Origin of the sequence: Sphingomonas sp. Y38-1Y (assembly GCF_032391395.1) — a bacterium.
In the GTDB taxonomy this organism is placed as follows: Bacteria; Pseudomonadota; Alphaproteobacteria; order Sphingomonadales; family Sphingomonadaceae; genus Sphingomonas.
This window is the reverse complement of sequence record NZ_CP135916.1, coordinates 2,634,995-2,660,702: the sequence shown is the minus strand read 5'-3', so window position 1 is coordinate 2,660,702 and position 25,708 is coordinate 2,634,995. Positions and strand designations below refer to the sequence as shown.

The following is a 25,708-nucleotide window of genomic DNA, read 5'->3' as shown; positions in this document are numbered from 1 at the left end:
GAGGCGTCGATGATCGTTCGTGCGGCAATCCTGGGAGCGGCCCTGATCGGCGGCGCGGCCTTTGCGCAAACTGGACCGGGGATCTCCGGCATCAACGCGGTCGGTCCCGGCACCGGTGAGTTCAGGGAGACGTCGAATATCCTGGGCGCTCGCGGGGCCGACCCCAAAGAGTGGCAGCAGCGCCGCCTCGCCCGGCTCAAGGCGATCCTCGCGGCCAACCCGGAGGCCGTCGATCAGCTCGAGGCGATGCGCGATCCGCAGCAGCGCGCGGCGTACATCCGCAAGTTGGATCGACAGACGCCGTAATATCCGCGACGTTCGCTCTCTTCTGTTTCCCCGGCGAAGGCCGGGGCCCAGTTGGGAAAGCCCTCGCGACGAAAGGCCGCGCCTAGTCACGATCGTCTTCCACCTGGGCCCCGGCCTTCGCCGGGGAACAGGAAAAAAGAAGCCGGAGGCCGAGGCCTCAATCCACCTGCAAGCCCATCGCGTCCTGCGCCGCGCGGAGCGTCGGCGCGGCGAGCGCCTGTGCCTTGGCCGCGCCCTTGCGCAGCTGTGCGGCCACTTCGCCGCGATCGGCGAGGAGCGCGTTGAGGCGGTCGCGGATGGGGCCGAGCTTGGCGACCGTCAGATCCGCCAGCCGCGGCTTGAACGCGCCGAAGCCCTGGCCTGCGAACTCGGCGAGCACCTCGGCCGGCGTGCGGCCGTCGAGCGCGGCATAGATCGTCACCAGGTTCCGCGCCTCGGGCCGCTCGGCGAGTGCCGCCATCGCCTCCGGCAACGGCTCGGGGTCGGTGCGCGCCTTCTTCACCTTGGACGAGATCGCGTCGTCGTCGTCGGTCAGGTTGATGCGGCTCATGTCGCTGGGGTCGGACTTCGACATCTTGGCGCTGCCGTCGCGCAGCGACATGATCCGCGGCGCCTCGGCCGGGATGATCGGCTCTGGGAGCGGGAACAGCTCGGTCCCGAAGTCGAGGTTGAACTTGGTCGCGATGTCGCGGGCAAGCTCCAGATGCTGCTTCTGGTCCTCGCCGACGGGCACGTGGGTCGCCTGATAGACGAGCACGTCGGCGGCCTGGAGCACGGGATAGGTGAACAGCCCGACGCTCGCGCCCTCGCGGTTCTTGCCCGCCTTGTCCTTCCACTGCGTCATGCGGTTGAGCCAGCCCATCCGCGCGGTGCCGCCGAGTAACCAGGCAAGCTCCGAATGCGCCGGCACGCGGGCCTGGTTGAACAGGATCGCCCGGTCGGTGTCGATGCCCGCGGCCATCAGCGTCGCGGCCATCTCGATCGTCGCGGAAGCGAGGCTGGCGGGCTCCTGATGCACCGTCAGCGCGTGGAGGTCGGCCAGGAAGAACAGGCAGTCGTCGCCCGGTGCCATCGCGTCCTGCATCGCCACCCAGTTGCGGATCGCGCCCAGATAATTGCCGAGGTGCAGATTGCCGGTGGTCTGGATGCCGGAGACGATGCGCATGAAAACGGGTCCTAGTTGGTCGAACGGCGGCGCAGCAGCGCCTTGATGTCGGCGGGGCGGAACGCGCCCGTCGCGAAGCTCGCCGCCGCATAGATGGCGACGCCGATCCCGACGAGGACGGCGAGGACCGGCAGCGTCACCAGCAGCGATCCTTGCGTGTAGGGCGCGAACCACGGCTTGATCGCATAGAGCGCGCCGCCCATCACCAGCGCCGCGATCGCCAGCCGCGGGATGCGGCGGCGAAGCTGCGCGTCGGCGGCGAAATGCCCGCGCTTCTTGAGCGTCGTATACAGCATCGCGACGTTCAGGCTGGACGACAGCGCCGTCGACAGCGCGGATCCGATGATGCCCACGGTTGGGATCAGCACCAGGTTGCCGGCGATGTTCACCGCGATCGAGATCATCGCGAGGCGCACGGGCGTCCGCGTGTCGGCGCGTGCGTAGAAGCCCGGCGTCAGCACCTTGACCAGGACATAGGACGGCAGCCCGATCGAAAAGGCCGACAGCACCCAGCTCGTCCGGAGCGTGTCGGCGGGATCGAACTGGCCGCGCTCGAACAGGCCGCGCACGATCGGCTCGGCCGCGAAGATGAACGCGGCGGCGGCGGGGAGGGTGAGGAACAGCGCCAGCTCGATCCCTCGATTTTGCGTGTCCATCGCTTGAGCATCGTCACCCTTGCGTAGGAGGCGCGTGATCGTGGGCAGGAGGATGGTGCCCAGCCCGATGCCGATCATGCCGAGCGGCAATTGGTTGACGCGGTCGGCATAGTTGATCGCCGAGATCGACCCTTCGGCCAGCAGCCAGCCGGCAAGCGCGGTCGAGATGGCGAGGTTGATCTGCGCGGCGCCCGCGCCGGCGGCGGCGGGGACGATCAGCTTGAGCAGCCGCTTGACGTCGTCGTCCAGCTTGGGAAAGCGCAGCCGCAGCTTCACCCCCGCCGAGCGACAGGCGAGTACCAGCCAGCCGAGCTGCAACGCGCCGCCGACGGTCACCGCCCAAGCCTGCACGCGCGCGGTCTCGTAAGGATCGCCGTGGAGGAACCACAAGGCGCTCACCATCGACACGTTAAGCAGGATCGGCGCGGCGGCGTTGACCCAGAAGCGGTCGAGCGAATTGAGGATGCCGCCCAAGAGCGAGGCGAGCGAGATCAGGAAGAGATAGGGGATGGTGATCCGCGACAGCGTCACCGCGAACGCGAAGTCGCTGGCCGAGGGCTGCTGCCGCTCGAACCCGCCCGCCAGCACCCAGGTCAGCGGCCAGGCGGCGGCGAGCATCAGCACCGTCATCAGAGCCAGGATCGGGAACAGCCAGGCGAGCGCCCGCTCGGCAAAGGCGATCGCGGGGGCAAGGTCGCCGTCCTCGCCCACCTTCTGGTTGAACAGCGGGATGAACGCCGCGGCGAACGCCCCTTCCGCGAACAATGCGCGGAACATGTTGGGCAGGCGAAAGGCGACGAAGAAGGCATCGGACGCGAAGCTCGCGCCGATATAGGCGGCCTGGAGCGTGTCGCGGACGAGCGCGAGCACGCGGCTGGCCAGCGTCAGGCCGCCGACCGACCCCAGCGCGCGGACGAGGTTCATTGGGTCACGCGTCCGCGCGCCTCAGGATAGTCAGGCGTTGCCGATGTCGCCGCTGATCTGGCCCTGCTCGGCCGCGGCCTGCGCCTGCGCGAAATAGAGCGCGGCGAAGTCGATGGGCTCGAGGAGGAGCGGCGGGAAGCCGCCGTCGCGGACCGCATCGGCGAGCACGCGGCGGGCGAACGGGAACAGCACGCGCGGTGCTTCGCCCAGGAGGAACGGCTGGAGATGCTCGGCGGGCAGGTTGTTCAGCCCGAACAGGCCGGCATAGCTCAGCTCGCACAGATACATGACGCGGCCGTCGATCTCGCCGCGCGCCTCGACCTTCAGCACGACCTCGTGCACGTCCTCGCCAACCTGGCTGGCGCCGATGTTGAACTGGACGTCCAGCTTGGGCGCACCCTGCGACTGATAGATGGCGGGCGCGTTCGGGTTCTCGAAGGAGAGGTCCTTCACATATTGCGACAGGACGTTGGCGCTGGGCGCGTTATCCTCGCCATTGGGAAGGGGCGCGCCCGCGTCGAAGGGCTGGTCTTGTCCGTCCATGTCGTCCTCGTCGAGAAACCGGCGCGGCATCGGGCGCCGCTGCTCAGGAAGCGCGGCGAGTAGCAGCGGGAACGGACCAGTTCAACGATGGGTTGAACCGGGCACGCTCGATATTTGAATCGTGCGCCGCACGCGCCTATGTTGGCCGTCAACCAATCGGAGGTCCGGTGCTTCTCTACGTCATCGTCCTGGCCATGATCGCGGGCTTCCTCGCGCTGCGGCTCTATTCGGTCCTGGGCAAGCGCACGGGCCATCAACAGCCCATGCCGAAGCCCGCGGAGGATGGCGGCGCCATCGTCCGGCCGCAGCCGCGCACGATCGACGCGGTGCCGGAGCCTCGCGAGCCCGCCAGCCGCTCGATCGAGGGCAAGGCGGAGCAGGGCGTACGGGCGCTGGTCAACGCCGACAGCAATTTCGACGTGGTCCAGTTCCTGGAGGGTGCCAAGGGCGCGTACCGCATGGTGCTGGAGGCATTCTGGAAGGGCGACCGCGAGACGCTGGACTGGCTGACCGAGCCCGACGTCAAGGCCGCGTTCGTCTCCTCCATCGATGAGCGGGAGGCTGCGGGCCACACGCTCGACAATCGCCTGGTTTCGATCGAGCGCGCAGTCATTTCCGACGCCTCGCTTGAGGGACAGCTCGCGCGCATCACGGTCCGCTTCGATGCCGACATCGCCGCGGTGACGCGGGACGGCGAGGGCAATGTCGTCGCGGGCTCGCTGACCGACGCGGTGCAGACGCACGACGTCTGGACGTTCACGCGCCGCCTGCGCAGCGACGATCCGAACTGGAAGCTGGCCGAGACAGACGAAGCGTAAGGGGAATCGATGCGCGCTGGGGGGATGCGGCGCATCGGCGTCGCGGCATTGCCGCTGATGGCGGCTGCCTGTTCGAACGCGATCGTGCCTGCTGGCGTCGAGCGCGGCGCACCGCCGCCGGCGCGCACCGCATCGCGACCCTCATCACCTGCACCGACACCGTCGCCCACCCGATATACGCCCGGCGTTCGCCTGGGCACGCCGGCCACGCCGATGCCCGCGATCCCGGCGGAAGCCGCACCTGCGGACGCGACCAGCGTCGTCGCGGCGGGCTGGGTCGCGGGCCCCGCCATCGCCTCGCTCCCGATCGATGCCGCCGCGGCCGAGCGCGCGCGCGCGGCGTTCCGGCTGAGCTGTGCCTCCGTGCAGAAGCGCACCGATGCGACCGGGTTGACGCGCGGTCCCGACTGGGCGCCCGCCTGTGCCGCGGCAACGGGCGGCGGCGACGCGCTCGGCTTCTTCCGCAGCAATTTCGAGACGGTGCAGGTCGCCGATGGCCGCGCCTTCGCCACCGGCTATTACGAGCCCGAGATCGCGGGCAGCCGCACGCGGCGCAGCGGGTACGAGACGCCGATCTATGGCGTGCCGAGCGACCTGGTCGAGGTCGACCTGACGCCGTTCGCCACCGACCTGTCCGGCCGCAAGATCCGCGGGCGGGTGGAGGGTAATCGCTTCGTCCCCTATCCCGACCGCACCGCGATCGAGCAGGGGGCGCTGGACGGCAAGGCGCCGGTGATCGGCTGGGCGGCCGATCCGATCGAGCTGTTCTTCCTCCAGGTCCAAGGCTCCGGCCGCCTGCGGCTGCCCGACGGCGGGGTGATGCGCATCGGCTATGCCAGCCAGAACGGCCGCGCCTATACCGGCATCGGCGCGCTGATGCGCGACCGCGGGCTCGTCCAGCCGGGGCAGGCGTCGATGCAGGGGATCATGGCCTATCTTCGTGCCAATCCCGAGCAAGGCCGCGCGATCATGCGCGAGAACAAGAGCTATGTCTTCTTCCGCGAGCTGACCGGGCCGGGGCCGCTCGGCGCGATGGGCGTGCCGGTGACCGCCAAGGGGAGTGTCGCCGCCGATCCGCGCTTCGTGCCGCTGGGCGCGCCGGTGTTCCTGTCGCTCGATCGCGCGGAGGCGAGTGGGCTGTGGATCGCGCAGGACACCGGCGGCGCGATCAAGGGCACCAATCGCTTCGACACCTTCTGGGGTGCGGGCGAGGATGCGCGCGGGTTCGCCGGCGGTCTGACCGCTCGCGGCACGGCGTTCCTCCTGGTGCCGCGTGGCACGCTCTCGCGGCTGGCGGCGAATGGCCGGACGCCGGCTCGCCCCTGAAGAATCCGCGCTGTGGGCGCGGGTGATGGCGTCGGTGCAGCCGCTGCCGGGGCGGAGCCGGCCGGCGGTGCCGGTGTCGGCGGTCGTACCGGTCGCCGCGGCAAAGCCGGCACCGGCGGTCGCGCCCCCCAGGCTGCCGCCGCGCCGACCGGTCGTGCCCGGCGTGACGCTCGACGCCGGGTGGGACAAGCGGCTGTCTCGCGGCCTGGTAAGCCCGGAGAGCAGCATCGACCTGCACGGCCATAATCTCGCGGGTGCGCACGCGTTGCTGGATCAAGGGCTCGCGCGGGCGATCGCGCGGGGTGACCGGGTGCTCTTGCTCGTGACGGGCAAGCCGCCCCGGCCGGAGGCGGAGCGGCCCTATTCGCGCGGTGCGATCCGCGCGGCGGTGGGCGACTGGATCGCCGCCTCTCGCCACGCCGACCGCATCGCCGCGGTCCGGCCCGCGCATCCGCGGCATGGCGGGGCGGGGGCGCTGTATATCGTGCTGCGCCGGGTGCGGTAGGCGCGACCATCCCAAGTTCTTCCTGAGCCCTTCGACAGGCTCAGCACGAACGGAGGTTTTGGGGTCGATACGTTCCACACCGTTCGTCCTGAGCTTGTCGAAGGACGTGTCACAGGCAATGCGTTCGCGGCACGTGCTTCGACAGGCTCAGGACGAACGGGATTAGAGGGGCTAAGCCAGCGCCCGCGCGATGATGTCGCGATAGATGTCGGTCAGCGCCGCCAGGTCCGCGATCGACACCGCCTCGTCGGCCTTGTGCATCGTCGCGTTGAGGAGGCCGAACTCGACCACCGGACATAGCGCCGACAGAAAGCGCGCGTCCGACGTGCCGCCGCTGGTCGACAGCTCGGGCCGGAGTCCCAGCCGCGCCTCGATCGCATCGGAGACGAGCGTGGAGAGTGGCCCCGGCTCGGTCAGGAACGCTTCGCCGGAGACAATGGGGCGGACCACCGCATCGGGCGCATAACGGTGGACGAGTCCCGCGATGCGCTCGCCCAGCTCGGCACCGCGATGGCGGTCGTTGAAGCGGATGCTCAGGCGCGCGCCGGCCGCGGGGGGAATGACGTTCGTGGCTGGGTTGCCCACCGACAGGTCGGTGATCTCGATGTTCGAGGGCTGAAACCAGTCGGTACCCTCGTCCAGCACCAGCGCGTCGATTTCGGCAAGCGCGGCCACCAGCCGCGGGATCGGATTGTCGGCGAGGTGCGGATAGGCGACGTGGCCCGCCTGACCCGGCACGTCGATCCAGATGTTGACCGATCCGCGCCGCCCGATCTTGATCGTGTCGCCCAGCCGGTGCGTGGAGGTCGGCTCCCCGACAAGACACAGGTCGGGGCGGATGCCCCGCGCGTTCATCCGCTCGATCAGCGCGCGGGTGCCGTGGATCGCCGGCCCTTCCTCGTCCCCGGTGATGATGAGGCTGAGCGTGCCGCGCGGCTGCGCCATGTCGGCGGCGGCCACGAAGGCGGCGATCGCGCCCTTCATGTCGACCGCGCCGCGCCCGTGGAGCAGGTCGCCGCGGATCACCGGCTCGAACGCGCCCGCGCTCCAGCCGATGCCTGCGGGGACGACATCGACATGGCCGGCAAACGCGAAATGCGGCCCACCGCTGCCGCGAACGGCGAGCAGGTTCTCGACGGGACCGTCAGGTGCCTCACCCGTGACGAAGCGGTCGACCTCGAACCCCAAGGGCCGCAGCATCGCCTCCATCACGTCGAACACGGCGCCGCGCGCCGGCGTCACGCTTTCGGCGGCGATGAGCTGTTGCGCGAGCTGCGCGGCGGGGGGCAGGGCGTCGTCCATCCGCGTCGCATGGCGCGGGCGGGGTCGCGACACAATCCCCGTGGCGCGGCGGCGGGCGAGTCGATAGAGCGGCGGGATGGCGGCAGGGCGCGGCATCGGGGGGGTGAGCAGGCGCACGCTGCTGGCGGGCGGCGGCGCAGGCTTGGGCCTGATCGTCGCCTGGGGCTTGTGGCCGCGGCAGTTCGCGATCCCGGCGCCTGCGCGCGCGGACGAGCACGGTTTTGGCGCGTGGCTGCGCATCGCCGAGGATGGCCGGCTGACCGTCGCGATCCCGGTTGCCGAGCACGGGCAGGGCGTGTTCACGACACTGGCACAGGTGGTGGCCGACGAGCTCGGCGCCGATTGGCGGACGGTGGGCGTCGAGCCTGCGCCGGTGGGGCCGGCCTATGCCAATCCGCTCGCCGCGGCCGAACTGTTCGGCGGCATCGATGCGCGCGTGCCGACGATCCCGGCTCTGGCGGGCGAGCAGGGTGCGCGGCGGATGCTGACCGGCGGATCGTCGTCGCTCCGCCAGTTCGAGGTGCCGCTGCGCGAGGCGGCGGCGGCGGCGCGGACGATGCTGATCGAGACGGCGGCCGGCCGCTGGGGGATCGTGGCGACGCAGTGCGCGGTCCGCGAGGGCTTCGTCGTGGCCGGCGACCGTCGCGCGCGCTTCGGCGAGCTGGCGGCGGAAGCGGCGGGGCGCTCGCTCCCCGAGCGGCCGGTGTTGCGCAGCGACGAGGAGAACCGGCTGACCGGTACCGCGGTGACGCGGCTCGACACGCCGGCCAAGCTGGACGGCAGCGCCAATTTCGCGGGCGACGTGCGGCTGCCGGGCATGCTGTTCGCGGCGATCCGTCAGGGGCCGCTCGGCGACACGCGGTTGCTGAGCGCCGACGTACGCGCGGCCGATGCGGTACCGGGCGTGGTCAAGATCGTCACCACCGAGCGCTGGGTCGCCGCGCTCGCGACCGACAGCTTTGCCGCCCGCCGCGCGCTCGACGCGACGCGGCCCCGGTTCGAGACGCGCGACCCCGTCAGCGACGAGCGCATCGACGCAGCCCTGTCGGCGGCGCTGGCCGAGCCGGGCGGGCGGGTCGCCGGCGCGGGCGAGATCGACGCGATGCTGACCGGCCGGCGGCTGTTCCGCGCTCATTATGCCGCCGCGCCCGGCATCCATGCATCGCTCGAACCGACCGCCGCCACCGCGCTGTTCGAGGACGGGCGGCTGCGCCTCTGGATCGGCACGCTGGCGCCGGCGGCGGCGCGAGCCGCGGCGGCACGCGCGCTCGGCATCGGCGAGGATGCGGTGACGGTGATCCCGATGCAGGCCGGCGGATCGTTCGGCGCAGGGCTGGAGACGTTGGTCGCCGAGCAGGCCGCATGGCTCGCGCGCGCGGCGGGGCGACCCGTGCAATTGAGCTACAGTCGGGGCGAGGACGTGATCCGCGATCGCTTTCGCCCGCCCGCGCGCGCAGCGATGACCGCACGGATGGAGCGCGACGGGCGGGTGATCGCGTGGCATGCCGCGATCGCCGCGCCGAGCGTCGGACGCGAGCTGGCCGGAAGGCTGATGACTGGGGAGACGATCGCCGACCTGTCGCTCGCACTGCCGGCACGGCCCGGTGACGCCGCGGCGGTCGCCGGTGCCGAGCCGCCCTATGGCATCGCGAATTGGGGCGTCGACCATCACGCCGCCGGGATCGGCACGCCGGTCGGTCACCTGCGCGGCGGTGCGCATGGCTATACGTGCTTCTTTGCCGAAAGCTTCGTCGACGAACTCGCGCGCCGCGCCGAGTTCGATGCGAGCTATTTTCGGATCCGCATGCTCGGCCAGCAGCCGCGGCTCGCCAATTGCCTCAACACCGTCGCCTCGATCGGCGGGTGGCAGGGGGGCATGATGGGGAGCGGGCAGGGGATCGCCGCGCACGCGTTCCGCGGCTCGTATATCGCCGTGCTGGCGGAAGCAGCGTTGGAGGGCGACCGCGTCCGCTGCTCGCGTCTGGTCGCGGCGGTTGATTGCGGACGCGTGGTCCACCCCGACATCGTGCTGCAACTGGTCGAGGGCGGGCTCGTCTTCGGGCTCGCCCAGGCGCTTGGTTGTGCGACGCGGTACAAGGATGGGGTTGCAGAGGCGCGCACGCTTGCCGATTTGCGCTTGCCCATGATCGATGACCTTCCCGACATCACCGTCGAGCTGATCCGGAGCGAAGCCGAACCCGGCGGCGTGTCGGAGCTCGCCGTCCCGCCGGTCGCGCCCGCGATCGCAAATGCCGTCGCGGCCGCCAGTGGCCTGCGTTTACGCCGCCTCCCGCTCGATCCGGCGAACCCCTGATGCCGATCCCCGCCGATCATCCCGCGATCCCCGCCCGCAAGGTCGGCGTGCTGCTCGTCAACCTGGGGACGCCCGATGCTTCCGACGTCGCGTCGGTCCGGCGTTACCTTGCCGAGTTCCTGTCCGATCCGCGCGTGGTCGAGATCCCGCGCCTCATCTGGCAGCCGATCCTGCGCGGCTTCGTGCTGACGACCCGGCCCAAGAAGTCGGCGCATGCCTATCAGCAGGTCTGGACCGAGGACGGCTCGCCGCTCGCCGCGATCACGCGGGCACAGGCGGCGGCGCTGGAGGGGGCGTTCGGGCCGGGAGTCCTCGTCGACTATGCCATGCGGTACGGTCGCCCCGCCATCGCCGACCGGTTTCAGGCGATGAAGGATGCCGGGTGCGAACGCATCCTGATCGCGCCGCTCTACCCGCAATATTGTGCGGCGACGACCGCGACCGCCAACGATAAGGCGTTTGCGCATCTGGCGACGATGCGGTGGCAGCCGGCGGTGCGGACGCTGCCGCCCTATTACGACGACCCCACCTATATCGACGCGCTGCGCGAGAGCATCGAAGCGGCGGTGGCCGCGCTCGACTTCGAGCCCGAGGCGCTGGTCGCGAGCTTTCACGGCATGCCGCAGCGGACGCTGATGCTGGGCGATCCTTATCATTGCCATTGCCAGAAAACCGCGCGGCTGTTGTCCGAAGCGATGGGGCGTGACCTGATCGTCAGCTTCCAGTCCCGCTTCGGTCCGGCCAAGTGGCTGGGGCCGGCGACCGACGAGGTTTTGGTCGAGCTGGCGACCAAGGGCACACGCCGCGTCGCGATTTTCGCACCGGGATTTTCCGCCGACTGCCTGGAGACGCTGGAGGAACTGGCGATCCGCGGACGCGAAAGCTTCGAGGAAGCGGGAGGTACACACTTTGCCTATCTCCCGTGCCTCAATGCGTCCGAAAACGGCATGCGAATGCTGAAAAGTGTGATCGCGCGCGAGCTTGCCGGGTGGGTCCCCGGCGGCTAGGCCTGATCGTGGTCAAGCGAGACCGGCAGTCGGTCCGCTGTACGAACAGGAGAGAGATGCATGGCACGCGTCGCGATCGTTACCGGGGGTACGCGCGGGATCGGTGAGGCGATCAGCCTTGCATTGAAGGAGGCAGGCGTCACCGTTGCCGCCAATTACGCCGGCAATGACGAGCGCGCCCAGGCGTTCAGCGAGCGCGCGGGCATCGCCGCCTACAAATGGGACGTCGCCGATTACGACGCCTGTCAGGCGGGCGTGGCGAAGGTTGCGGACGAGCTCGGCCCGGTCGACATCGTCGTCAACAATGCCGGCATCACCCGCGACGGCACGATCCTGAAGATGACGTACCAGATGTGGAAGGAGGTCATGGACACCAACCTTGGCGGTTGCTTCAACATGGCCAAGGCGGTGTTCCCCGGCATGCGCGACCGCAAATGGGGCCGCATCGTCAACATCGGATCGATCAATGGCCAGGCGGGCCAATACGGCCAGGTCAACTACGCCGCGGCCAAGTCGGGCATCCATGGCTTTACCAAGGCGCTGGCGCAGGAAGGCGCGCGCTTCGGCGTGACGGTCAACGCGATCGCGCCGGGTTATATCGACACGGACATGGTCGCCGCGGTGCCCGCCGACGTGCTCGAGAAGATCGTCGCCCGCGTGCCGGTCGGCCGGCTGGGCCAGGCGCAGGAGATCGCACGCGGCGTCGCGTTCCTGTGCGCGGAGGAGGCCGGCTTTGTCACCGGATCGACGCTGAGCATCAACGGCGGGCAGCATATGTACTGACGGGCGAAGGCGGCGCCACGTCGCCGCCGATGCGACCGCCAACGGCAGTTCGCATCGCCCGGCACGGCCGGCGGGCCTCCAAGGCCCGACCGACGACGGCGGCTTCGCCGCCGGCGCTGCCCAGCAAGCCGCGACACCCGATAAGTCGGCGCGGCCTCACGCCCCAGACCTACCCCTCCGTCAGGCCTGCGGCCTGCCACCTCCCCTTCCAGGGGAGGATCTAGCAATCAGAAACGTCAGGAGGCCGGCTCCCAAAGGAACCGGCCTCCCTCCCTCGATACGCTACGCGAGGGACTCTCTCAGCTACGCCACTGGAGAGAATATGGATCAGCGGCGGCAGTAACCCGGCCGGTCCGACCGATCGATCGCGCGGCCGGCAAGGGCGCCGACGCCGCCGCCGAGGATCGTGCCGAGCGTGCGGTCACCGCGGCCGGCGATCTGGTTGCCGAGCAGGCCACCCGCGATTGCGCCGACGATCGTGCCGCCATCGCCGTCGTTGCAGCGCTCCCGCGCGCGGTTGCGATAATAGCGGCGATCGTTGCCGTAATAGCGGCGGTCATAGCCACGATCGTAGCGGCGATCGCCGTAATAGCCGCGGTCGCGATAACGCTGACCGGCATAGCCGTAATCCTGGCCGTAATAGCCCTGCGCCTGGGCGGGCGCCGTCGGGACGACCAGCGCGGTGGTCCCCATCGTCACGGCGGTCGCGGCGAGCATCAGCTGCTTGAACATGGTCGTTCTCCTTGTCCCTGTTCGTCAATCCGAACCGATGGCGGGCGAATCGGGTCCGCTATCGTTGATCCGCTTATGGGTGATTCGCATTGAGCCGTGGCTGAATGCGCCCGTTAGCCAATGTTCAGCTAAGCGCGCGGTTGAGCCGGGCCACCGCGCCCGCTAGCGCCGGGGACGATGCGGAAAATGCTCTCGGTGCTGATGTGCCTTGTCTTCGTTCAGGATTATTCGGGCGATGCGAAGCTGCCGCTGCCGCTCCAGCCGCCGCTGTCGAACACGATGCGCGCCGAATCGGTCGCATTGTTCGCCGATGATCCCGGCCGTCGGCATCTGGGCAAGCTGACCTATCTGGAGGGCGTGGTCCTGCACGAGCAGGGCCGCGGCATCGGCGGCTGGTCCGCACTGTCGGTGGTCGGCCGGCGTGTGACGATGGTCAGCGACGGCGGCAGCGTGGTGTCGTTCGACTGGCTGGGCGGTGAGCGGCTGGCGCGGGTCCGGTATTCGTCGCTGATCGAAGGGCCGGGGCATGGCTGGTCCAAGCTGGACCGCGACAGCGAGTCGCTTGCGCGCGATCCGAAGACCGGCCGCTACTGGGTGGGGTTCGAGCGCGCCAATGCGATCTGGCGCTACCAGCCCGATCTGGCCCATGCGACCGGCCATGTCCGGCCCGAGGCGATGCGGCGCTGGGAGGAGAATGGCGGGCCGGAGAGCCTGGCGCGGCTCTCCGACGGGCGCTTCGTCACGATCGCGGAGACGCGCGGCGACGGGAAGGCGGGGCTGCGACACGGCATCGTCTTCATGGGCGACCCGGTCGAGCCCGCGACGCGCCAGTTCGCCTTCAGCTATCGCCCGCCCGCCGGCACCCACCCGGTCGATGCCGCCGAGCTGCCCGACGGACGCCTTGTCGTGCTCAATCGCGGCGTGGGGCTGCCGAACGGCTTCTGGAACGTGCTGGTGGTGATCGACCGCGGTGCGATCCGACCCGGCGCCGAGGTCAGCGGGCGCGAGATCGCGCGGCTGGAGGCGCCGGCGCTGCACGACAATTTCGAAGGGGTGGCGGTCACGCGCGAGGGTGGGCGCACGATCCTGTGGCTCGTCAGCGACGACAACCAGTTCATCCTGCAGCGAACGCTATTGCTGAAGTTCGCGCTGGAGGACTGAGCGTAGGGGCGCGCTCCAACTCCACCCGTTCGTGCTGAGCTTGTCGAAGCACGTGTCTAGGGCACGCCCTTCGACAGGCTCAGGGCGAACGGAGCAGGATACGGCTTTGAAAGACGCGCGAAAGGGCGCCGCTCCCATCAGGAGCAGCGCCCTTGCAACTCGCAATCCCGAACGGGATCAGGCGGCGGCAGCGCCCGCCAGCTTCTTGGCGACTTCGCGCTTCAGGCGACGCGCGCGCAGCGACAGGTCGGTGTCGCTGGTCTTGGTCAGCCAGTTGTCCAGGCCGCCGACATGCTCGACCGAACGCAGGCCGTGCGTCGAAACGCGCAGCTTGACGCTCTTCTCGAGCGCGTCCGAGATCAGCGTGACGTTCTGCAGGTTGGGCAGGAAGGTCCGCTTGGTCTTGTTGTTGGCGTGCGACACATTGTGTCCCACCTGCCGGCCCTTGCCGGTCAGCTCGCAAATGCGCGACATGATGATCAATCCTGAGTTTCGGCCTGGGTCCGGGTCGCCCCGGAAAGGCCGCGCCACTACCCGCTTGGCTTCCCGCCGTCAACCGCCGACGCGCAACCCATGCGGCGACGCCGCGTTGTTGCGACGACGTACCAATCGATCATAAGGGGAAGACGCCATGAAGACCATCCTCGTCCTGCTGGGCCTCGCCGCGCTGGCACTGGTCGTGCTCATGTCGCTCGGCATGGTCAGCATCGACCAGACGCGTCCCGCCGTCGTCCAGGCGCCAGAGTTCAAGGCCGATGTCGGCCGCGTCGAGCTCGGCACCACCAACAAGACGGTCGAAGTACCGACGCTGGAGGTCCAGAAGGCCGACGGCACCAAGCAGTAAGATCCATCGCCGACGCCTTCCCCCTACCGGCCCCGATGCGCGCCGCACTCGATGCGGCGGCCGCTGCGGCGCAAGCGGGGGAGGTGCCGGTGGGCGCTGTCGTGGTCCGGGGCGGCGAGGTGATCGCGGTCGGTGCCAATGCGCCGCGCGCGCTGTCCGACCCCACCGCCCATGCCGAGATCGTCGCGATCCGCGCAGCCGCCGCGGCGCTCGGGCGCGACCGGCTGGAGGATTGCGACCTGTGGGTGACGCTGGAGCCCTGCGCGATGTGCGCAGGGGCGATTGCGCATGCGCGGATCCGGCGGCTCTATTACGGGGCGGACGATCCGAAGGGTGGGGCGGTCGCGCATGGGCCGCGGTTCTTCGGCCAGCCGACCTGCCACCATCGGCCGGACGTCTATGCCGGGATCGGCGAAGGCGAGGCGGCGGCGTTGCTGCGCGGTTTTTTCGCGGGGCGACGCGCTTAGGAGCGCTACTCCCGGATCGGCGTCGCGCTGTTCTCGCCGATGACGGTCGTCCACGGCGCGACTCGCCAGCTTCGGACGATGCCGTTCGCCACATAGGGATCGCCCGCCGCGAACCGCTCGGCGGCATCGCGATCGTTGAACAGGATCAGCCCCGATTCGGGCGGATCGCCGACCGCGCCGCCCAGGATCAGCTCGCCCGCATCCGCCATCGTCCAGCCGAGCGCGAGATGCTCGCTCCGGAACGCGCCGCGACGCTCCAGATAGTCGGGGGCGAAGTCGTAGATCAGCAGCCAGTGGCTCATGCGTAGCGCTCCTTGAGCATCGCCCACGCCGCGCGCAGGCCGAAGGCATCGCCGCCCTTTGGTCGTCCCGGCTTGCCCGCGGGCCGCCAGGCGAACACGTCGAGGTGCGCCCACGGCGTCTCGGCCGGCACGAAGCGGCGCAGGAACAGGGCGGCGGTGATCGCGCCGGCAAAGGCGCCCTCCGGCGCATTGACCATGTCGGCGATGTCGGACTTGAGCATGTCGTCATACCCGTCCCACAGCGGCATCCGCCACAGGGGGTCGTCGAGCCGTTCGCCCGCGGCGAGAAGGTCGCCCGCCAACCCCTCGTTGTTGGCGAACAGCGGCGGCAGGTCGGGGCCGAGCGCGACGCGCGCCGCGCCGGTCAGCGTCGCGAAGTCGAGGATCAGCCCCGGCTTCGCCTCGCCCGCCCGCGTCAGCGCATCGGCGAGGATCAGGCGCCCCTCGGCATCGGTGTTGGTGTTCTCCACCGTCACGCCCTTGCGCGTGCGCAGCACATCGCCGGGGCGGAAGGCCGCGCCCGACACGGCATTCTCGACGGCGGGGATGAGGAGGTGAAGCCGCACCGGCAGCCGCGCCGCCATGATGAGCTCCGCCAGCGCCAGCGCATGCGCCGCGCCGCCCATGTCCTTCTTCATCAGCCGCATTGCCGCGGATGGCTTGAGGTCGAGCCCGCCAGTGTCGAAGCAGACGCCCTTGCCGACGATCGCGACGCGCGGATGATCGTCGCGGCCCCAGTCGAGTTCGATCAGCCGCGGCGCGCGTGCCGCGATCGCCGCGGCGCCAACCGCATGGATCATCGGATAGCCGCGCTCCAGCTCCGCGCCCTTGGTGACGGTCAGCCGCGCGCCGTGTGCCGCGCCCACCTCCGCCACCGCCGACTCCAGCTCGGCCGGGCCGAGATCACCGGCGCTGGTGTTGACGAGCTCGCGGACGCGCGCCGTCGCGGCGGCCTCGGCCAGCACCGGATCGATGCGGCTGGGCTCGCCGGTCAGCAGCGTGCGCGCACACGTCGCCTCCTCCTTGCGATATCGGTCGAAGCGGTGCTGCGCGAGCGCCCAACCGAGCATCGCCGCGCCGGGTTCCTGTCCGTCCAGCCGGTACACGCCCTCGGGCAGCGCCTCCGCCGCCCGCGCCAGGCACCAGGGGGTGAGCGCGCCCGCCCTGGCCACGCCGATCACCGCCGACCACGCCTCGGCCGCCTCGCCTGGCAGGATCGCCAGCGAGCCCGCGTTCGGCTTGAAGCGCTGCGCGATCAGCGCGGCGCGGTGGCGCGGCGGCTGATGGCGCAACCACTCGTCATGACCGGCGGTATCGACGAGGTGGAGGGTGCGGGCGGGCTGGCCGCGATCGGGGGAAAGGGTCGCCTTGAGGTCGGTCATCACGCCCGAAGCTAGGCAGTTGCACAGGGCGGCGCCAGCACCTCTCGCTTTTTCGCCCCAAAGACCTTATCTGCGCGCCCGATCATGGCAACGCGACTTCCCGAATCCCCCAAGGTGGGGATGGTGTCGCTCGGCTGTCCCAAGAACCTGGTCGACAGCGAGCGTATCCTGACCAAATTGCGATCCGAGGGATATCGGATGTCGCCGGACTATGCCGGCGCCGATGTCGTGCTCGTCAACACCTGCGGCTTCCTCGATAGCGCCAAGGAAGAATCACTGGAGGCGATCGGCGAGGCGATCTCTGAAAACGGGCGCGTCATCGTGACGGGCTGCATGGGCAAGGAGGCCGAGGCGATCCGCGCGCGCTTTCCCCAGGTGCTCGCGATCACCGGTGCGCACGAATATGAGCAGGTGGTCGAGGCGGTGCATGACGCCGCGCCGCCGATCCCGTCGCCGTTCGTCGACCTCGTGCCGGAGGCCGGCCTCAAGCTCACGCCGCGCCACTACAGCTATCTGAAGATCTCGGAGGGCTGCAACCACCGGTGCAGCTTCTGCATCATCCCGGCGCTGCGCGGCGATCTCGTCAGCCGGCGCCCCGACGCGATCCTGCGCGAGGCCGAGAAGCTGGTCGCGGCGGGAACGCGCGAGCTGCTGGTCATCAGCCAGGATACCTCCGCCTATGGCATCGACATCCGCCGCGAACCGCGGATGTGGAAGGGGCGGGAGGTCGTGCCGCACATGACCGATCTGGCGCGCGAGCTGGGGCAGCTCGGCACGCCAGAAAACGAAGTCTGGGTGCGGCTCCACTATGTCTATCCCTATCCGCATGTCGATCAGGTCATCCCGCTGATGGCCGAGGGGCTGATCCTCCCCTATCTCGACATTCCGTTTCAGCATGCGGCGCCCAACGTGCTGAAGCGCATGAAGCGCCCGGCCAACGAGGCCAAGGTGCTGGAGCGGCTGCGCGGCTGGCGCGCGATAGCGCCGGACATCACGATCCGCTCGACCTTCGTCGTCGGCTTCCCCGGCGAGACCGACGAGGATTTCGAATATTTGCTAGACTGGCTGGACGAGGCGCAGCTCGACCGCGTCGGCGCCTTCCGCTTCGAGCCCGTCGAGGGCGCCGCGGCGAACGCGCTGCCCGATCCGGTGCCCGAGGCGGTCAAGGAAGAACGCTATGCCCGCATCATGGAGCGGACCGCGGCGATCTCCGCGGCCAAGCTCCAGGCCAAGGTCGGGCGCGAGATCGACGTGATCCTGGACGCGGTCGATGCCGATGGCGGCGCGACCGGCCGGTCGAAGGCGGATGCGCCGGAAATCGACGGCGAGGTCTTCCTGCGCGACGTGATCGGCCGCGAGGTCGGCGACGTGATCCGCGTGCGGGTGGAGGATGCCGACGAGCATGACCTGTACGGCGCGCCGGTCGCCTGAACCGCTCGAGCTTCGTATCGAAGCATCGGCGGTGGTCCTTCGATACGCTGCTTCGGCTTCGCTCAGCAGCTACTCAGGACGAACGGGTTCGATGGTCGTCACCCCGGACTTGTTCCGGGGTCCACCGGGCGGCGGGCGTTTCGGCTTGTTGGCGAGCTTCGCCTTCGCGGTCAGGTGGACCCCGGAACAAGTCCGGGGTGACGGTTGGGGGTAGGGCGAGCGCCCTCCTCCATCACGTAACCCCGGCCTCTGAGCCGGGGTACCGCTTCTTTTCCGGGCCGGGCGAAGGAAGCGGGATCCCGGATCAAGTCCGGGATGACGACGGATTGTGGGGCCAATGCTGTGGATAACCCGCCCCGACGCCTTCCCCGACGTTTCGCAAAAGCCTAGCCTCCGCCCATGTCCCACGCCGCTTACGTCCCGCTTCGCGTCTTCTCCTGCTACACGATGCTCGACGGCGCGATCGAGCCGAAGGCGATTGCCAAGCAGGCGCGCAAGCTCGGCTTTCCGGCGGTGGCGCTGACCGATCGCAACGGGCTTTATGCGGCGATGGCGTTCTCCGACGCGTGCAAAGCCGAGGGGGTGCAGCCGATCGTCGGCACGATGCTGTGCGTCGCGCGGCCGGGGACGCCCGACGGGCGCGCGCCGATCCTCGACTGGCTGTCGCTCTATGCGCAGGACGAGCGCGGTTACGACAATCTATGCGCGCTGGTGTCGGAGGCGCATCTCGGCCGTCCGGTGGAGCTCGATGCACACGTGCCGCTTGAGGCGCTGGCGGGGCGGAGCGACGGCCTGCTCTGCCTGACCGCGGGCGGCGAGGGCGGGCTGACGCGGCTGCTGGCCGAGGAACAGGCGGGGGATGCCGCTGCCTATCTCGACCGGCTCCAGGACCTGTTTCCCGACCGGCTGTTCATCGAGCTCAGCCGCCGCGGCGACGCGGTCGAGGTTGCGGCCGAGGCGGCGCTGATCGACCTCGCCTATGCCAACGACCTGCCGCTCGTCGCGACCAACCCGAGCTGCTTTGCCGAGGCCGACTTCCACGCCGCGCACGACGCCATGCTGTGCATCGCGCATTCGAGCTATGTCATGTCGGAGGACCGCAAGCGTTCCTCGCCCGAGGCGTGGATCAAGCCCGCCCCGGTGATGAAGGCCGACTTCGACGACTTGCCCGAGGCGATCGCCAACACGCTGGTCGTCGCGCAGCGCTGCGCCGTCGCCGCGCCCAAGCGCAAGCCGATCCTCCCCAGCCTGGCCGGCGACCGCGAGGGCGAGGCGCGTATGCTGCGCGAGAGCGCGCACGCGGGGTTGAAGGCACGGCTTGAGCGCATCCTGGAGCTCGAGGCGGCCGCGATCACGCAGCCGGCCCTGGTTTCGAGCGAAGTCACCTCGCAACTGCAAGCGGCGGACCATGCCCCGTCCGCTCCGAGCGAAGACGAGAAGCAGGCTGGCCATGCGGGTGGTTCCGGTTTCTCGACTTCGCTCGAAACGAACGGAGTGGAGGTGGATGACCCCACCCGTGCCGCGCGGTTCGAGGAATATTGGACGCGGCTCGACTACGAACTCGACATCATCATCGCGATGGGATTCCCGGGCTACTTCCTGATCGTCGCCGACTTCATCAAATGGGCCAAGGACCACGATATTCCGGTGGGTCCGGGCCGTGGTTCGGGTGCGGGCTCCGCCGTCGCCTGGGCGCTCACCATCACCGACCTCGACCCGATCAAGCTGGGCCTGCTGTTCGAGCGCTTCCTCAACCCGGAACGCGTGTCGATGCCCGACTTCGACATCGACTTCTGCGAAACCCGCCGCGGCGAGGTGATCCGATACGTTCAGGCCAAGTACGGCCACGACACCGTCGCGCAGATCATCACCTTCGGTAAGCTGAAGGCGCGCGCGGTGCTGAAGGATACCGGCCGCGTGCTCCAGATGAGCTATGGCCAGGTCGATCGCCTTGCCAAGCTCGTCCCCAACCACCCCACCGACCCCTGGGACCTCAAGCGTGCGCTGAACGGCGTCAGCGAGCTCGCGCAGGCCTATGAGCGCGAGGACGACGTTCGCCGGCTGCTCGACCTGGCGATGAACCTGGAGGGGTTGCCGCGCCACAGCTCGACCCACGCGGCGGGCGTGGTCATCGGCGACCGGCCGCTCGCCGAGCTCGTCCCGCTGTATCGCGATCCGCGGTCCGACATGCCCGTCACGCAGTTCGACATGAAATATGTCGAGGGCGCGGGCCTGGTGAAGTTCGACTTCCTCGGCCTCAAGACGCTGAGCGTGCTGCGCAAGGCGGTGGACCTGCTCGCCAAGCGGGGCGTCACGATCGATCTCGACGGCCTCGCCTGGAACGACGAGGCGACCTACGCCCTGCTCCAGCGCGGCGATACGGTGGGCGTGTTCCAGCTGGAATCGGAGGGGATGAGGCGCACGCTGTCCGCCGTCCGGCCATCGAATTTCGGCGATATCATCGCGCTCGTGTCGCTCTATCGGCCGGGCCCGATGGACAACATTCCGAGTTTCGGCGCGCGCAAGAACGGGCGGGAAGCGGTGACCTACCCGCACCCGCTGCTCGAGGGGATCCTCGCGGAAACCTACGGCATCTTCGTCTATCAGGAACAGGTGATGCAGGCCGCGCAGATCCTGGCCGGCTATTCGCTGGGCGGCGCTGATCTGCTCCGCCGCGCGATGGGCAAGAAGGTGAAGGCGGAGATGGACGCGCAGCGCGCGATCTTCGTCACCGGCTGCGCCGAGCACAATCAGATCCCCGCGGCCAAGGCCAACGAGCTGTTCGATTTGATCGACAAGTTCGCCGGCTATGGCTTCAACAAGTCGCACGCCGCCGCCTATGCGCTGCTCGCCTATCAGACCGCGTGGCTGAAGGCGCATCATCCGCACGAGTTCTTTGCCGCCTCGATGTGCTTCGACCTGGCGCTGACCGACAAGCTGGCGATCTTCGTCGACGACATGAAGCGGCTGGGCTTCGCCTGCCTGCCCGCCGACCTGAATGCGAGCGAGGCGGAGTTCGACGTCCAGCCGCATGAGGATGGCCTTGCGGTTCGCTATGCGCTCGGCGCGCTCAAGGGCGTGGGTGAGCGCGCGATGGAGCAGGTCGTTGCCGAGCGGAAGGCGAAGGGGGCGTTCAAGTCGCTCGACGACTTCGCGCGCCGCGTCGATCCGCGCCTCCTCAACAAGCGGCAGGTCGAGACGCTGGCGGCGGCCGGCGCGTTCGATGCGATGAACGACAACCGGCCGGGCGTGCATGCCGCGGCCGAGACGATCCTCGCCACCGCGCAGCGCATCCATGCCGGGCGCGCGAGCGGGCAGGGCGGGCTGTTCGGCGAGGGCGAGGCGAGCGAGCCGCCGATCCGTCTTCCCGCCAGCGCCACCTGGACGCTCGCCGAGCGCATCAATGCCGAGAAGGAGGCGTTCGGCTTTTATTTCTCCGCGCATCCGCTCGACCGCTATGCGCACCTCGCCAAGGTCCATGCTGCCCGCCCGATCGCGGCGCTGGCCGGCGTGCAGGTCGCCGAAGGCGCGCGCGGCGGCGCGACGATCGCTGCGCTGGTCGAGGATGCGCGTTGGCGTACTTCGGCACGCGGCAATCGCTATCTGATGGCGACGCTTTCGGACGCCAGCGGCCAGGTCGTCGCGACCTGCTTCGACGACATGGCCGCCGAGGCGCTGGAGGATGCGGCGCGCGCGGGCGGGTGCGGGCTGATGCAGGTCGAACTCGATCGCCGCGCGGGCGAGGACACGCCGCGCGTCACGGTCAAGTCGCTCCAGGCGTTCGAGACGCTGTCGAACAATGCCCGGCTCGTGCTCACGGTCTGGATCGACGATATCGAGGCGATCGCACCGCTCGCCCGGCTGCTGCGCGACGAGCGCGGCGGGCGCGCGCGTGTGCGCCTGGTCACCCCGATCGAAGGGGGCGAGGCGGAGGTGTCGCTGGGCGAGGACTTCCTGCTCGACGGCGAGCGTGTGGAGGCGGTTCAGGCCATTCCCGGTGTTCGAGAAGCCGAGCTGATGGCGCCTCGACTTCAGCTGGCCGGCTAGCAAAACTTCGTCACTGGACGCGGGGCGCGCCGCCGCTATTCTCCATACCCAAAGATGGAAATGGAGAGGCGGATGCTGGGATCGATGCAGGAGTTCGAGCTGCGCGTGCCGCGGCTGGTCGAGCATGCCGAGCGCGAATATCCGACCCGCGAGATCGTCACCCGCTGGGCCGACGGCAGCGAGACGCGGACGGACTGGGCCACTGTTGGGCGTGATGCGCGGCGGCTGGGCCAGGCGCTGGAGCGGCTCGGCCTGCAGCCCGGCGACCGCGTCGCGACGATGGCGATGAACCATGGGCGGCATCTGGTCGCCTGGTACGGCGTCATGGGAATGGGCGGCATCCTCCACACGATCAACCCGCGGCTATTCCCCGATCAGCTCGCCTTCATCGCCAATCATGCCGAGGACCGCGTGCTGCTCTACGATCGCGCATTCCAGCCGATCGTCGACAAGCTCAAGCCGCACTGGACGACGATCGAGCATTACATCTGCTTCGACCCCGCGCCGGGCGAGGAAGGGTTCGAGGACTGGATCGGCCGCGAGGACGGCGACTATGCCTGGGTCGAGGGGCCCGAGCGTGATCCGTGCATGCTGTGCTACACCAGCGGTACGACGGGCAATCCGAAGGGCGTGCTCTATTCGCACCGGTCGTCGCTGATCCACGCGATGTCGGAAGTGCAGCCCTCTGTATTCGACCTGTCGACGCGGGCGGTGGCGATGCCGATCGTGCCGATGTTCCACGCGGTCGGATGGGGCATCCCCTTCTCCGCGCCGATGGTGGGCCTCAAGTTCGTCTTTTCGTGCGTCAACGATCCCGCGGTGCTGTGCGAGCTGATGAACCGCGAGAAGGTGACGCACTCGGCGGGCGTGCCGACCGTCTGGTTCGCGATGTTCCAGCACATGGATGCCAGTGGCAAGGCGCCCGAGCATTTGGAGCTCGTCACGATCGGCGGATCGGCAGCGCCGCGCTCGATGATCGAGCGGCTGATGAAGATGGGCATCCGCGTCAATCACGCCTGGGGCATGACCGAGACATCGCCGATCGGCACCGTCGGCGCGCGCAGCCCCGACTGGGACGAGCTGAGCTTCGAGCAACAGGTGGACCAGGTCAGCCGCCAGGGCCGTGCGCCGTTCGGCATCGACATGCGCATCGTCGACGACGAGGGCAACGTCCTGCCCCGCGACGGCGTCAGCTCGGGCCGGCTGATGGTGAAGGGGCCGTGGGTCGTCGATCAGTATTTCGAGGAAGACCTGCCCTGCACCGATGCCGACGGCTATTTCGACACGGGCGACGTCGCGGTGATCCATCCCGACGGCACCATGCAGATCACCGACCGCGCCAAGGACGTCATCAAGTCGGGCGGCGAGTGGATCAGCTCCGTCGATCTGGAAAATGCAGCGGTCGGCTGTCCCGGCGTGGCCGAGGCGGCGGCGATCGGCGTCCATCATCCGCGCTGGGAAGAGCGGCCGATCCTGCTCGTGGTGGTGAAGCCCGGCGCCGAGGTGACCGCGGACGCGGTGCTGGCGCATCTGTCGAACCATGTCGCCAAATGGTGGCTGCCCGACGAAGTCCATTTCGTCGAGGAACTGCCGCATACCGCCACGGGCAAGCTCTTGAAGACCGCGATCCGCGAGCGATTCAGGGGCTACAGCCTCAAGGCCGCGTGAAGGCGAGCGTCGCGACGACGGGGAAATGGTCGGACGGGTAACGCCCGCCGACCCGCTGCCGCTCGATCGCGACGCTGCGCACGCGGAAGCCGCGCGTCAGCACCCAGTCGATGCGCTTGTCGGCCTTGCCGGTGAAGCCGTGGAAGGTGCCGGCGCCTGCTTCCGGCGCGCCCAGCGCCGTCCAGGCGTCGCCGAGCGTGCGGGTGAGGACGCGGTACGCGGCGCTGCCGGGCACGTCGTTGAAGTCGCCGGTCAAGACCACCGGCTCGCCGGGGGGCAGGGCGGCGACGAAGGCCGCGACCTTTTCCGCCGCCTTGGCGCGGGCCGCGCCGTCTTCCTCGCGGTACGGGAAGTGCGTGTTGAGGAGCGTGAACCGCCGCCCGTCGCCGACCCGCTGAAAGCGCCCCCAGGTGACCATGCGCGGAAAGGGATGGCCCAAGCTGATGCTACCCGAAACGTCGGGCGTGTCGGACAGCCAGAAGTCGCCGCTCGCCATCAGCTTCAATCGGTCGCGGCGATAGAAGACACCCATATGCTCGTCGGCATGGCCGCCGCGGCGGTCGCGCCCGAACCAGGCATAGCGTCGGTCCGCCGCGACGATCGCCTCGCCCTGATGCTGGAACAGCTCCTGCGTCCCGACGATGTCGGCGCCGACGCGCCGCCAGGCCGCGACCAGCCGCGCGGCACGCGTGTTCCAGCGGTCGAGGCCGTCATCGTCCGAGGGATAACGGACGTTGAACGTCATGACCCGGAGCGGCTGCGGCGGCTGCGCGGTGGCGGGGACTGCGACCAGGAGGGTCAGCAGAGCGAGGAAGCGGAGCATCGGCGCAGCCTAGACCAGCGGCGATCGAGTTAGAACAGCTCGCCCTGCGCGCCTGGCGGACGGCGGAACAGGTCGCTGCGCAGCTTCATCCGCTCGCCGTTGAGCCCGTATTTGCGGCACGCCTTGTGGAACCGCGTGCGGAGGAGGTCGGCCCATGGCCCCTGTCCCTGCATGCGCGTGAAAAAGCCGGGATCGTTGTCGCGCCCGCCACCGCGCAGCGACTGGATGATTGCCATCACCTTGCCCGCGCGATCGGGGTAATGCGTGTCGAGCCAGGCGCGGAACAGCGGCGCGACCTCGTGCGGCAGGCGGACGGGGATGTAGAAGGCGGCACGCGCGCCCGCTTCCGCTGCCCGCTCGAGGATGTGCTCCATCTCGTGATCGGTGATTGCGGGGATAACGGGCGAGATCGAGACGAAGGTCGGCACCCCCGCCGCGGCCAGCGCCGCGATCGCGCGCAGCCGCCGTTCGGGCGCGGTCGCGCGCGGCTCCAGCGTCATTGCGGTGCGCGGATCGAGCGTGGTGACCGAGATCATCGCCGCCGCCAGCCCCTTCGCGGCCATCGGCGCGATCAGGTCCAGGTCGCGCAGGATGCGGTCCGACTTGGTCGTGATCGTCAGCGGATGGTTGGTCTCCGCCAGCACCTCGATACAGGCGCGCGTGATCCCCCAATCGCGCTCGATCGGCTGATAGGGATCGGTGTTGGTCCCGAACGCGATCGGCCGGGCGACATAGCCGGGCTTCGACAGCTCGGCACGCAGCAGCGTGGCGGCATCCGGCTTGGCGAACAGCCGCGTCTCGAAATCGATGCCGGGCGACAGGTCGTGAAATGCATGCGTCGGCCGCGCGAAGCAGTAGATGCAGCCATGCTCACAGCCGCGATAGGGGTTCACCGATCGGTCGAACGGCACATCGGGCGAGCTGTTGCGCGCCAGGATCGTGCGCGGATGTTCGATCGTGACGGTGGTGCGGGCAGGGGACAGTTCGCCATCGACGGCCTCGCGCTCGTCCAGCCAGTCGCCGTCCGCCTCCCGCCCGGGCAGGTTGAAGCGGCGGCTCGGTCCGTTGAGCGTCGCGCCGCGGGTGGGACGAGTCGCTGGCATGTCGGATTTCATACCGCCGGCGCGCGAACAAAAAAAGAACATTGTTGCTCGGGCCGCGACGTCGGCTAAGGTCCGGGCGGGGACGACCGACGGGGGATG

The 25,708-nt window shown here is 69.3% G+C and carries 23 protein-coding genes; 13 read left to right on the top strand and 10 right to left on the bottom strand.

The window, feature by feature from the left end; genetic code table 11:
- The first annotated feature begins 9 nt into the window (after nt 1-9).
- Nucleotides 10-306, top strand: a complete 297-nt coding sequence (locus RS883_RS12680) for a hypothetical protein (protein WP_315760546.1) — start codon at nt 10-12, stop codon at nt 304-306.
- Between the two features lie 157 nt (nt 307-463).
- On the opposite strand, the gene trpS is transcribed toward RS883_RS12680, so the two are convergent.
- From trpS to secB, 3 genes are read right to left on the bottom strand one after another with little or no spacing between them, the layout of a single operon-like run.
- Nucleotides 464-1,471 (bottom strand): tryptophan--tRNA ligase, encoded by a 1,008-nt coding sequence (gene trpS / locus RS883_RS12675; protein ID WP_315760545.1) that lies wholly within the window; start codon nt 1,469-1,471, stop codon nt 464-466.
- Between the two features lie 11 nt (nt 1,472-1,482).
- Nucleotides 1,483-3,051, bottom strand: coding sequence for a murein biosynthesis integral membrane protein MurJ (gene murJ, locus RS883_RS12670; RefSeq protein ID WP_315760544.1), 1,569 nt, complete (start codon nt 3,049-3,051; stop codon nt 1,483-1,485).
- Nucleotides 3,052-3,081: 30 nt separating this feature from the next.
- Entirely contained in the window at nt 3,082-3,594 is a 513-nt protein-coding gene (gene secB, locus RS883_RS12665) for a protein-export chaperone SecB (protein WP_315765126.1), read from the bottom strand.
- 194 nt (nt 3,595-3,788) lie between these two features.
- Here secB and RS883_RS12660 point away from each other — a divergent pair, with 194 nt between their 5' ends.
- From RS883_RS12660 to RS883_RS12650, 3 genes are read left to right on the top strand one after another with little or no spacing between them, the layout of a single operon-like run.
- Complete coding sequence (locus RS883_RS12660) at nt 3,789-4,412, top strand: Tim44/TimA family putative adaptor protein (protein ID WP_315765124.1); 624 nt, start codon at nt 3,789-3,791, stop codon at nt 4,410-4,412.
- Between the two features lie 9 nt (nt 4,413-4,421).
- The gene (locus tag RS883_RS12655) at nt 4,422-5,738 is read left to right on the top strand and encodes a murein transglycosylase A (RefSeq protein WP_315760543.1); all 1,317 of its coding nucleotides are present in this window, start codon (nt 4,422-4,424) and stop codon (nt 5,736-5,738) included.
- 25 nt (nt 5,739-5,763) lie between these two features.
- Complete coding sequence (locus tag RS883_RS12650) at nt 5,764-6,243, top strand: Smr/MutS family protein (RefSeq protein WP_315760542.1); 480 nt, start codon at nt 5,764-5,766, stop codon at nt 6,241-6,243.
- A gap of 171 nt (nt 6,244-6,414) precedes the next feature.
- Here RS883_RS12650 and dapE read toward each other — a convergent pair whose 3' ends face one another.
- On the bottom strand, nt 6,415-7,545 hold the full coding sequence (gene dapE, locus RS883_RS12645; RefSeq protein ID WP_315760541.1) for a succinyl-diaminopimelate desuccinylase: 1,131 nt from the start codon (nt 7,543-7,545) through the stop codon (nt 6,415-6,417).
- A 103-nt stretch (nt 7,546-7,648) separates the two neighbouring features.
- On the opposite strand from dapE, the gene RS883_RS12640 reads away from it, so the two are divergent.
- From RS883_RS12640 to phbB, 3 genes are read left to right on the top strand one after another with little or no spacing between them, the layout of a single operon-like run.
- Complete coding sequence (locus RS883_RS12640) at nt 7,649-9,859, top strand: molybdopterin cofactor-binding domain-containing protein (protein ID WP_315760540.1); 2,211 nt, start codon at nt 7,649-7,651, stop codon at nt 9,857-9,859.
- Nucleotides 9,859-10,866, top strand: a complete 1,008-nt coding sequence (gene hemH / locus RS883_RS12635) for a ferrochelatase (protein WP_315760539.1) — start codon at nt 9,859-9,861, stop codon at nt 10,864-10,866. The genes RS883_RS12640 and hemH overlap by 1 nt, the downstream gene beginning before the upstream one ends.
- Before the next feature lie 60 nt (nt 10,867-10,926).
- Entirely contained in the window at nt 10,927-11,649 is a 723-nt protein-coding gene (phbB, locus tag RS883_RS12630; RefSeq protein WP_315760538.1) for an acetoacetyl-CoA reductase, read from the top strand.
- Nucleotides 11,650-11,976: 327 nt separating this feature from the next.
- Here the strand turns inward: phbB and RS883_RS12625 are convergent, their stop codons facing one another.
- Nucleotides 11,977-12,381, bottom strand: a complete 405-nt coding sequence (locus RS883_RS12625) for a glycine zipper 2TM domain-containing protein (protein ID WP_315760537.1) — start codon at nt 12,379-12,381, stop codon at nt 11,977-11,979.
- 177 nt (nt 12,382-12,558) lie between these two features.
- Here RS883_RS12625 and RS883_RS12620 point away from each other — a divergent pair, with 177 nt between their 5' ends.
- Entirely contained in the window at nt 12,559-13,542 is a 984-nt protein-coding gene (locus RS883_RS12620) for an esterase-like activity of phytase family protein (RefSeq protein ID WP_315760536.1), read from the top strand.
- A gap of 177 nt (nt 13,543-13,719) precedes the next feature.
- On the opposite strand, the gene rpmB is transcribed toward RS883_RS12620, so the two are convergent.
- A complete protein-coding gene (gene rpmB, locus RS883_RS12615) occupies nt 13,720-14,016 on the bottom strand; it encodes a 50S ribosomal protein L28 (protein WP_315760535.1) in 297 nt (98 codons plus the stop codon).
- A gap of 157 nt (nt 14,017-14,173) precedes the next feature.
- Here rpmB and RS883_RS12610 point away from each other — a divergent pair, with 157 nt between their 5' ends.
- Both RS883_RS12610 and RS883_RS12605 read left to right on the top strand, forming a co-directional pair.
- On the top strand, nt 14,174-14,386 hold the full coding sequence (locus RS883_RS12610) for a hypothetical protein (protein ID WP_315760534.1): 213 nt from the start codon (nt 14,174-14,176) through the stop codon (nt 14,384-14,386).
- Between the two features lie 35 nt (nt 14,387-14,421).
- Complete coding sequence (locus RS883_RS12605) at nt 14,422-14,853, top strand: nucleoside deaminase (RefSeq protein ID WP_315760533.1); 432 nt, start codon at nt 14,422-14,424, stop codon at nt 14,851-14,853.
- A 5-nt stretch (nt 14,854-14,858) separates the two neighbouring features.
- On the opposite strand, the gene RS883_RS12600 is transcribed toward RS883_RS12605, so the two are convergent.
- Together RS883_RS12600 and RS883_RS12595 are read right to left on the bottom strand one after the other, a co-directional pair.
- Complete coding sequence (locus tag RS883_RS12600; protein WP_315760532.1) at nt 14,859-15,155, bottom strand: YciI-like protein; 297 nt, start codon at nt 15,153-15,155, stop codon at nt 14,859-14,861.
- Entirely contained in the window at nt 15,152-16,537 is a 1,386-nt protein-coding gene (locus tag RS883_RS12595; RefSeq protein WP_315760531.1) for a leucyl aminopeptidase family protein, read from the bottom strand. The genes RS883_RS12600 and RS883_RS12595 overlap by 4 nt, the downstream gene beginning before the upstream one ends.
- 84 nt (nt 16,538-16,621) lie before the next feature.
- Between RS883_RS12595 and rimO the strand changes: the two genes are divergently transcribed.
- The 3 genes from rimO (at nt 16,622) to RS883_RS12580 (ending at nt 23,683) form a co-directional block, all read left to right on the top strand.
- Entirely contained in the window at nt 16,622-17,968 is a 1,347-nt protein-coding gene (gene rimO / locus RS883_RS12590) for a 30S ribosomal protein S12 methylthiotransferase RimO (protein ID WP_315760530.1), read from the top strand.
- Between the two features lie 399 nt (nt 17,969-18,367).
- Nucleotides 18,368-22,015, top strand: a complete 3,648-nt coding sequence (dnaE, locus tag RS883_RS12585; protein WP_315760529.1) for a DNA polymerase III subunit alpha — start codon at nt 18,368-18,370, stop codon at nt 22,013-22,015.
- 72 nt (nt 22,016-22,087) lie between these two features.
- Nucleotides 22,088-23,683 (top strand): long-chain fatty acid--CoA ligase, encoded by a 1,596-nt coding sequence (locus RS883_RS12580; protein WP_315760528.1) that lies wholly within the window; start codon nt 22,088-22,090, stop codon nt 23,681-23,683.
- Here RS883_RS12580 and RS883_RS12575 read toward each other — a convergent pair.
- Nucleotides 23,670-24,506: an endonuclease/exonuclease/phosphatase family protein gene (locus RS883_RS12575; protein WP_315760527.1), complete on the bottom strand. Its 837-nt coding sequence runs from the start codon at nt 24,504-24,506 to the stop codon at nt 23,670-23,672. The two genes, RS883_RS12580 and RS883_RS12575, sit on opposite strands and share 14 nt — an antisense overlap.
- Before the next feature lie 29 nt (nt 24,507-24,535).
- Nucleotides 24,536-25,609, bottom strand: coding sequence for a PA0069 family radical SAM protein (locus RS883_RS12570; RefSeq protein ID WP_315760526.1), 1,074 nt, complete (start codon nt 25,607-25,609; stop codon nt 24,536-24,538).
- Nucleotides 25,610-25,708 lie beyond the last annotated feature (99 nt).

Excerpts from the sequence above, each read along its gene's own strand:
- RS883_RS12680 (WP_315760546.1), top strand. The coding sequence starts at position 10 with ATGATCGTTCGTGCGGCAATCCTGGGAGCGGCCCTGATCGGCGGCGCG.
- trpS (WP_315760545.1), bottom strand. The coding sequence starts at position 1,471 with ATGCGCATCGTCTCCGGCATCCAGACCACCGGCAATCTGCACCTCGGC.
- murJ (WP_315760544.1), bottom strand. The coding sequence starts at position 3,051 with ATGAACCTCGTCCGCGCGCTGGGGTCGGTCGGCGGCCTGACGCTGGCC.
- secB (WP_315765126.1), bottom strand. The coding sequence starts at position 3,594 with ATGGACGGACAAGACCAGCCCTTCGACGCGGGCGCGCCCCTTCCCAAT.
- RS883_RS12660 (WP_315765124.1), top strand. The coding sequence starts at position 3,789 with ATGATCGCGGGCTTCCTCGCGCTGCGGCTCTATTCGGTCCTGGGCAAG.
- RS883_RS12655 (WP_315760543.1), top strand. The coding sequence starts at position 4,422 with ATGCGCGCTGGGGGGATGCGGCGCATCGGCGTCGCGGCATTGCCGCTG.
- RS883_RS12650 (WP_315760542.1), top strand. The coding sequence starts at position 5,764 with ATGGCGTCGGTGCAGCCGCTGCCGGGGCGGAGCCGGCCGGCGGTGCCG.
- dapE (WP_315760541.1), bottom strand. The coding sequence starts at position 7,545 with ATGGACGACGCCCTGCCCCCCGCCGCGCAGCTCGCGCAACAGCTCATC.
- hemH (WP_315760539.1), top strand. The coding sequence starts at position 9,859 with ATGCCGATCCCCGCCGATCATCCCGCGATCCCCGCCCGCAAGGTCGGC.
- phbB (WP_315760538.1), top strand. The coding sequence starts at position 10,927 with ATGGCACGCGTCGCGATCGTTACCGGGGGTACGCGCGGGATCGGTGAG.
- RS883_RS12625 (WP_315760537.1), bottom strand. The coding sequence starts at position 12,381 with ATGTTCAAGCAGCTGATGCTCGCCGCGACCGCCGTGACGATGGGGACC.
- RS883_RS12620 (WP_315760536.1), top strand. The coding sequence starts at position 12,559 with ATGCGGAAAATGCTCTCGGTGCTGATGTGCCTTGTCTTCGTTCAGGAT.
- rpmB (WP_315760535.1), bottom strand. The coding sequence starts at position 14,016 with ATGTCGCGCATTTGCGAGCTGACCGGCAAGGGCCGGCAGGTGGGACAC.
- RS883_RS12610 (WP_315760534.1), top strand. The coding sequence starts at position 14,174 with ATGAAGACCATCCTCGTCCTGCTGGGCCTCGCCGCGCTGGCACTGGTC.
- RS883_RS12605 (WP_315760533.1), top strand. The coding sequence starts at position 14,422 with ATGCGCGCCGCACTCGATGCGGCGGCCGCTGCGGCGCAAGCGGGGGAG.
- RS883_RS12600 (WP_315760532.1), bottom strand. The coding sequence starts at position 15,155 with ATGAGCCACTGGCTGCTGATCTACGACTTCGCCCCCGACTATCTGGAG.
- RS883_RS12595 (WP_315760531.1), bottom strand. The coding sequence starts at position 16,537 with ATGACCGACCTCAAGGCGACCCTTTCCCCCGATCGCGGCCAGCCCGCC.
- rimO (WP_315760530.1), top strand. The coding sequence starts at position 16,622 with ATGGCAACGCGACTTCCCGAATCCCCCAAGGTGGGGATGGTGTCGCTC.
- dnaE (WP_315760529.1), top strand. The coding sequence starts at position 18,368 with ATGTCCCACGCCGCTTACGTCCCGCTTCGCGTCTTCTCCTGCTACACG.
- RS883_RS12580 (WP_315760528.1), top strand. The coding sequence starts at position 22,088 with ATGCTGGGATCGATGCAGGAGTTCGAGCTGCGCGTGCCGCGGCTGGTC.
- RS883_RS12575 (WP_315760527.1), bottom strand. The coding sequence starts at position 24,506 with ATGCTCCGCTTCCTCGCTCTGCTGACCCTCCTGGTCGCAGTCCCCGCC.
- RS883_RS12570 (WP_315760526.1), bottom strand. The coding sequence starts at position 25,609 with ATGCCAGCGACTCGTCCCACCCGCGGCGCGACGCTCAACGGACCGAGC.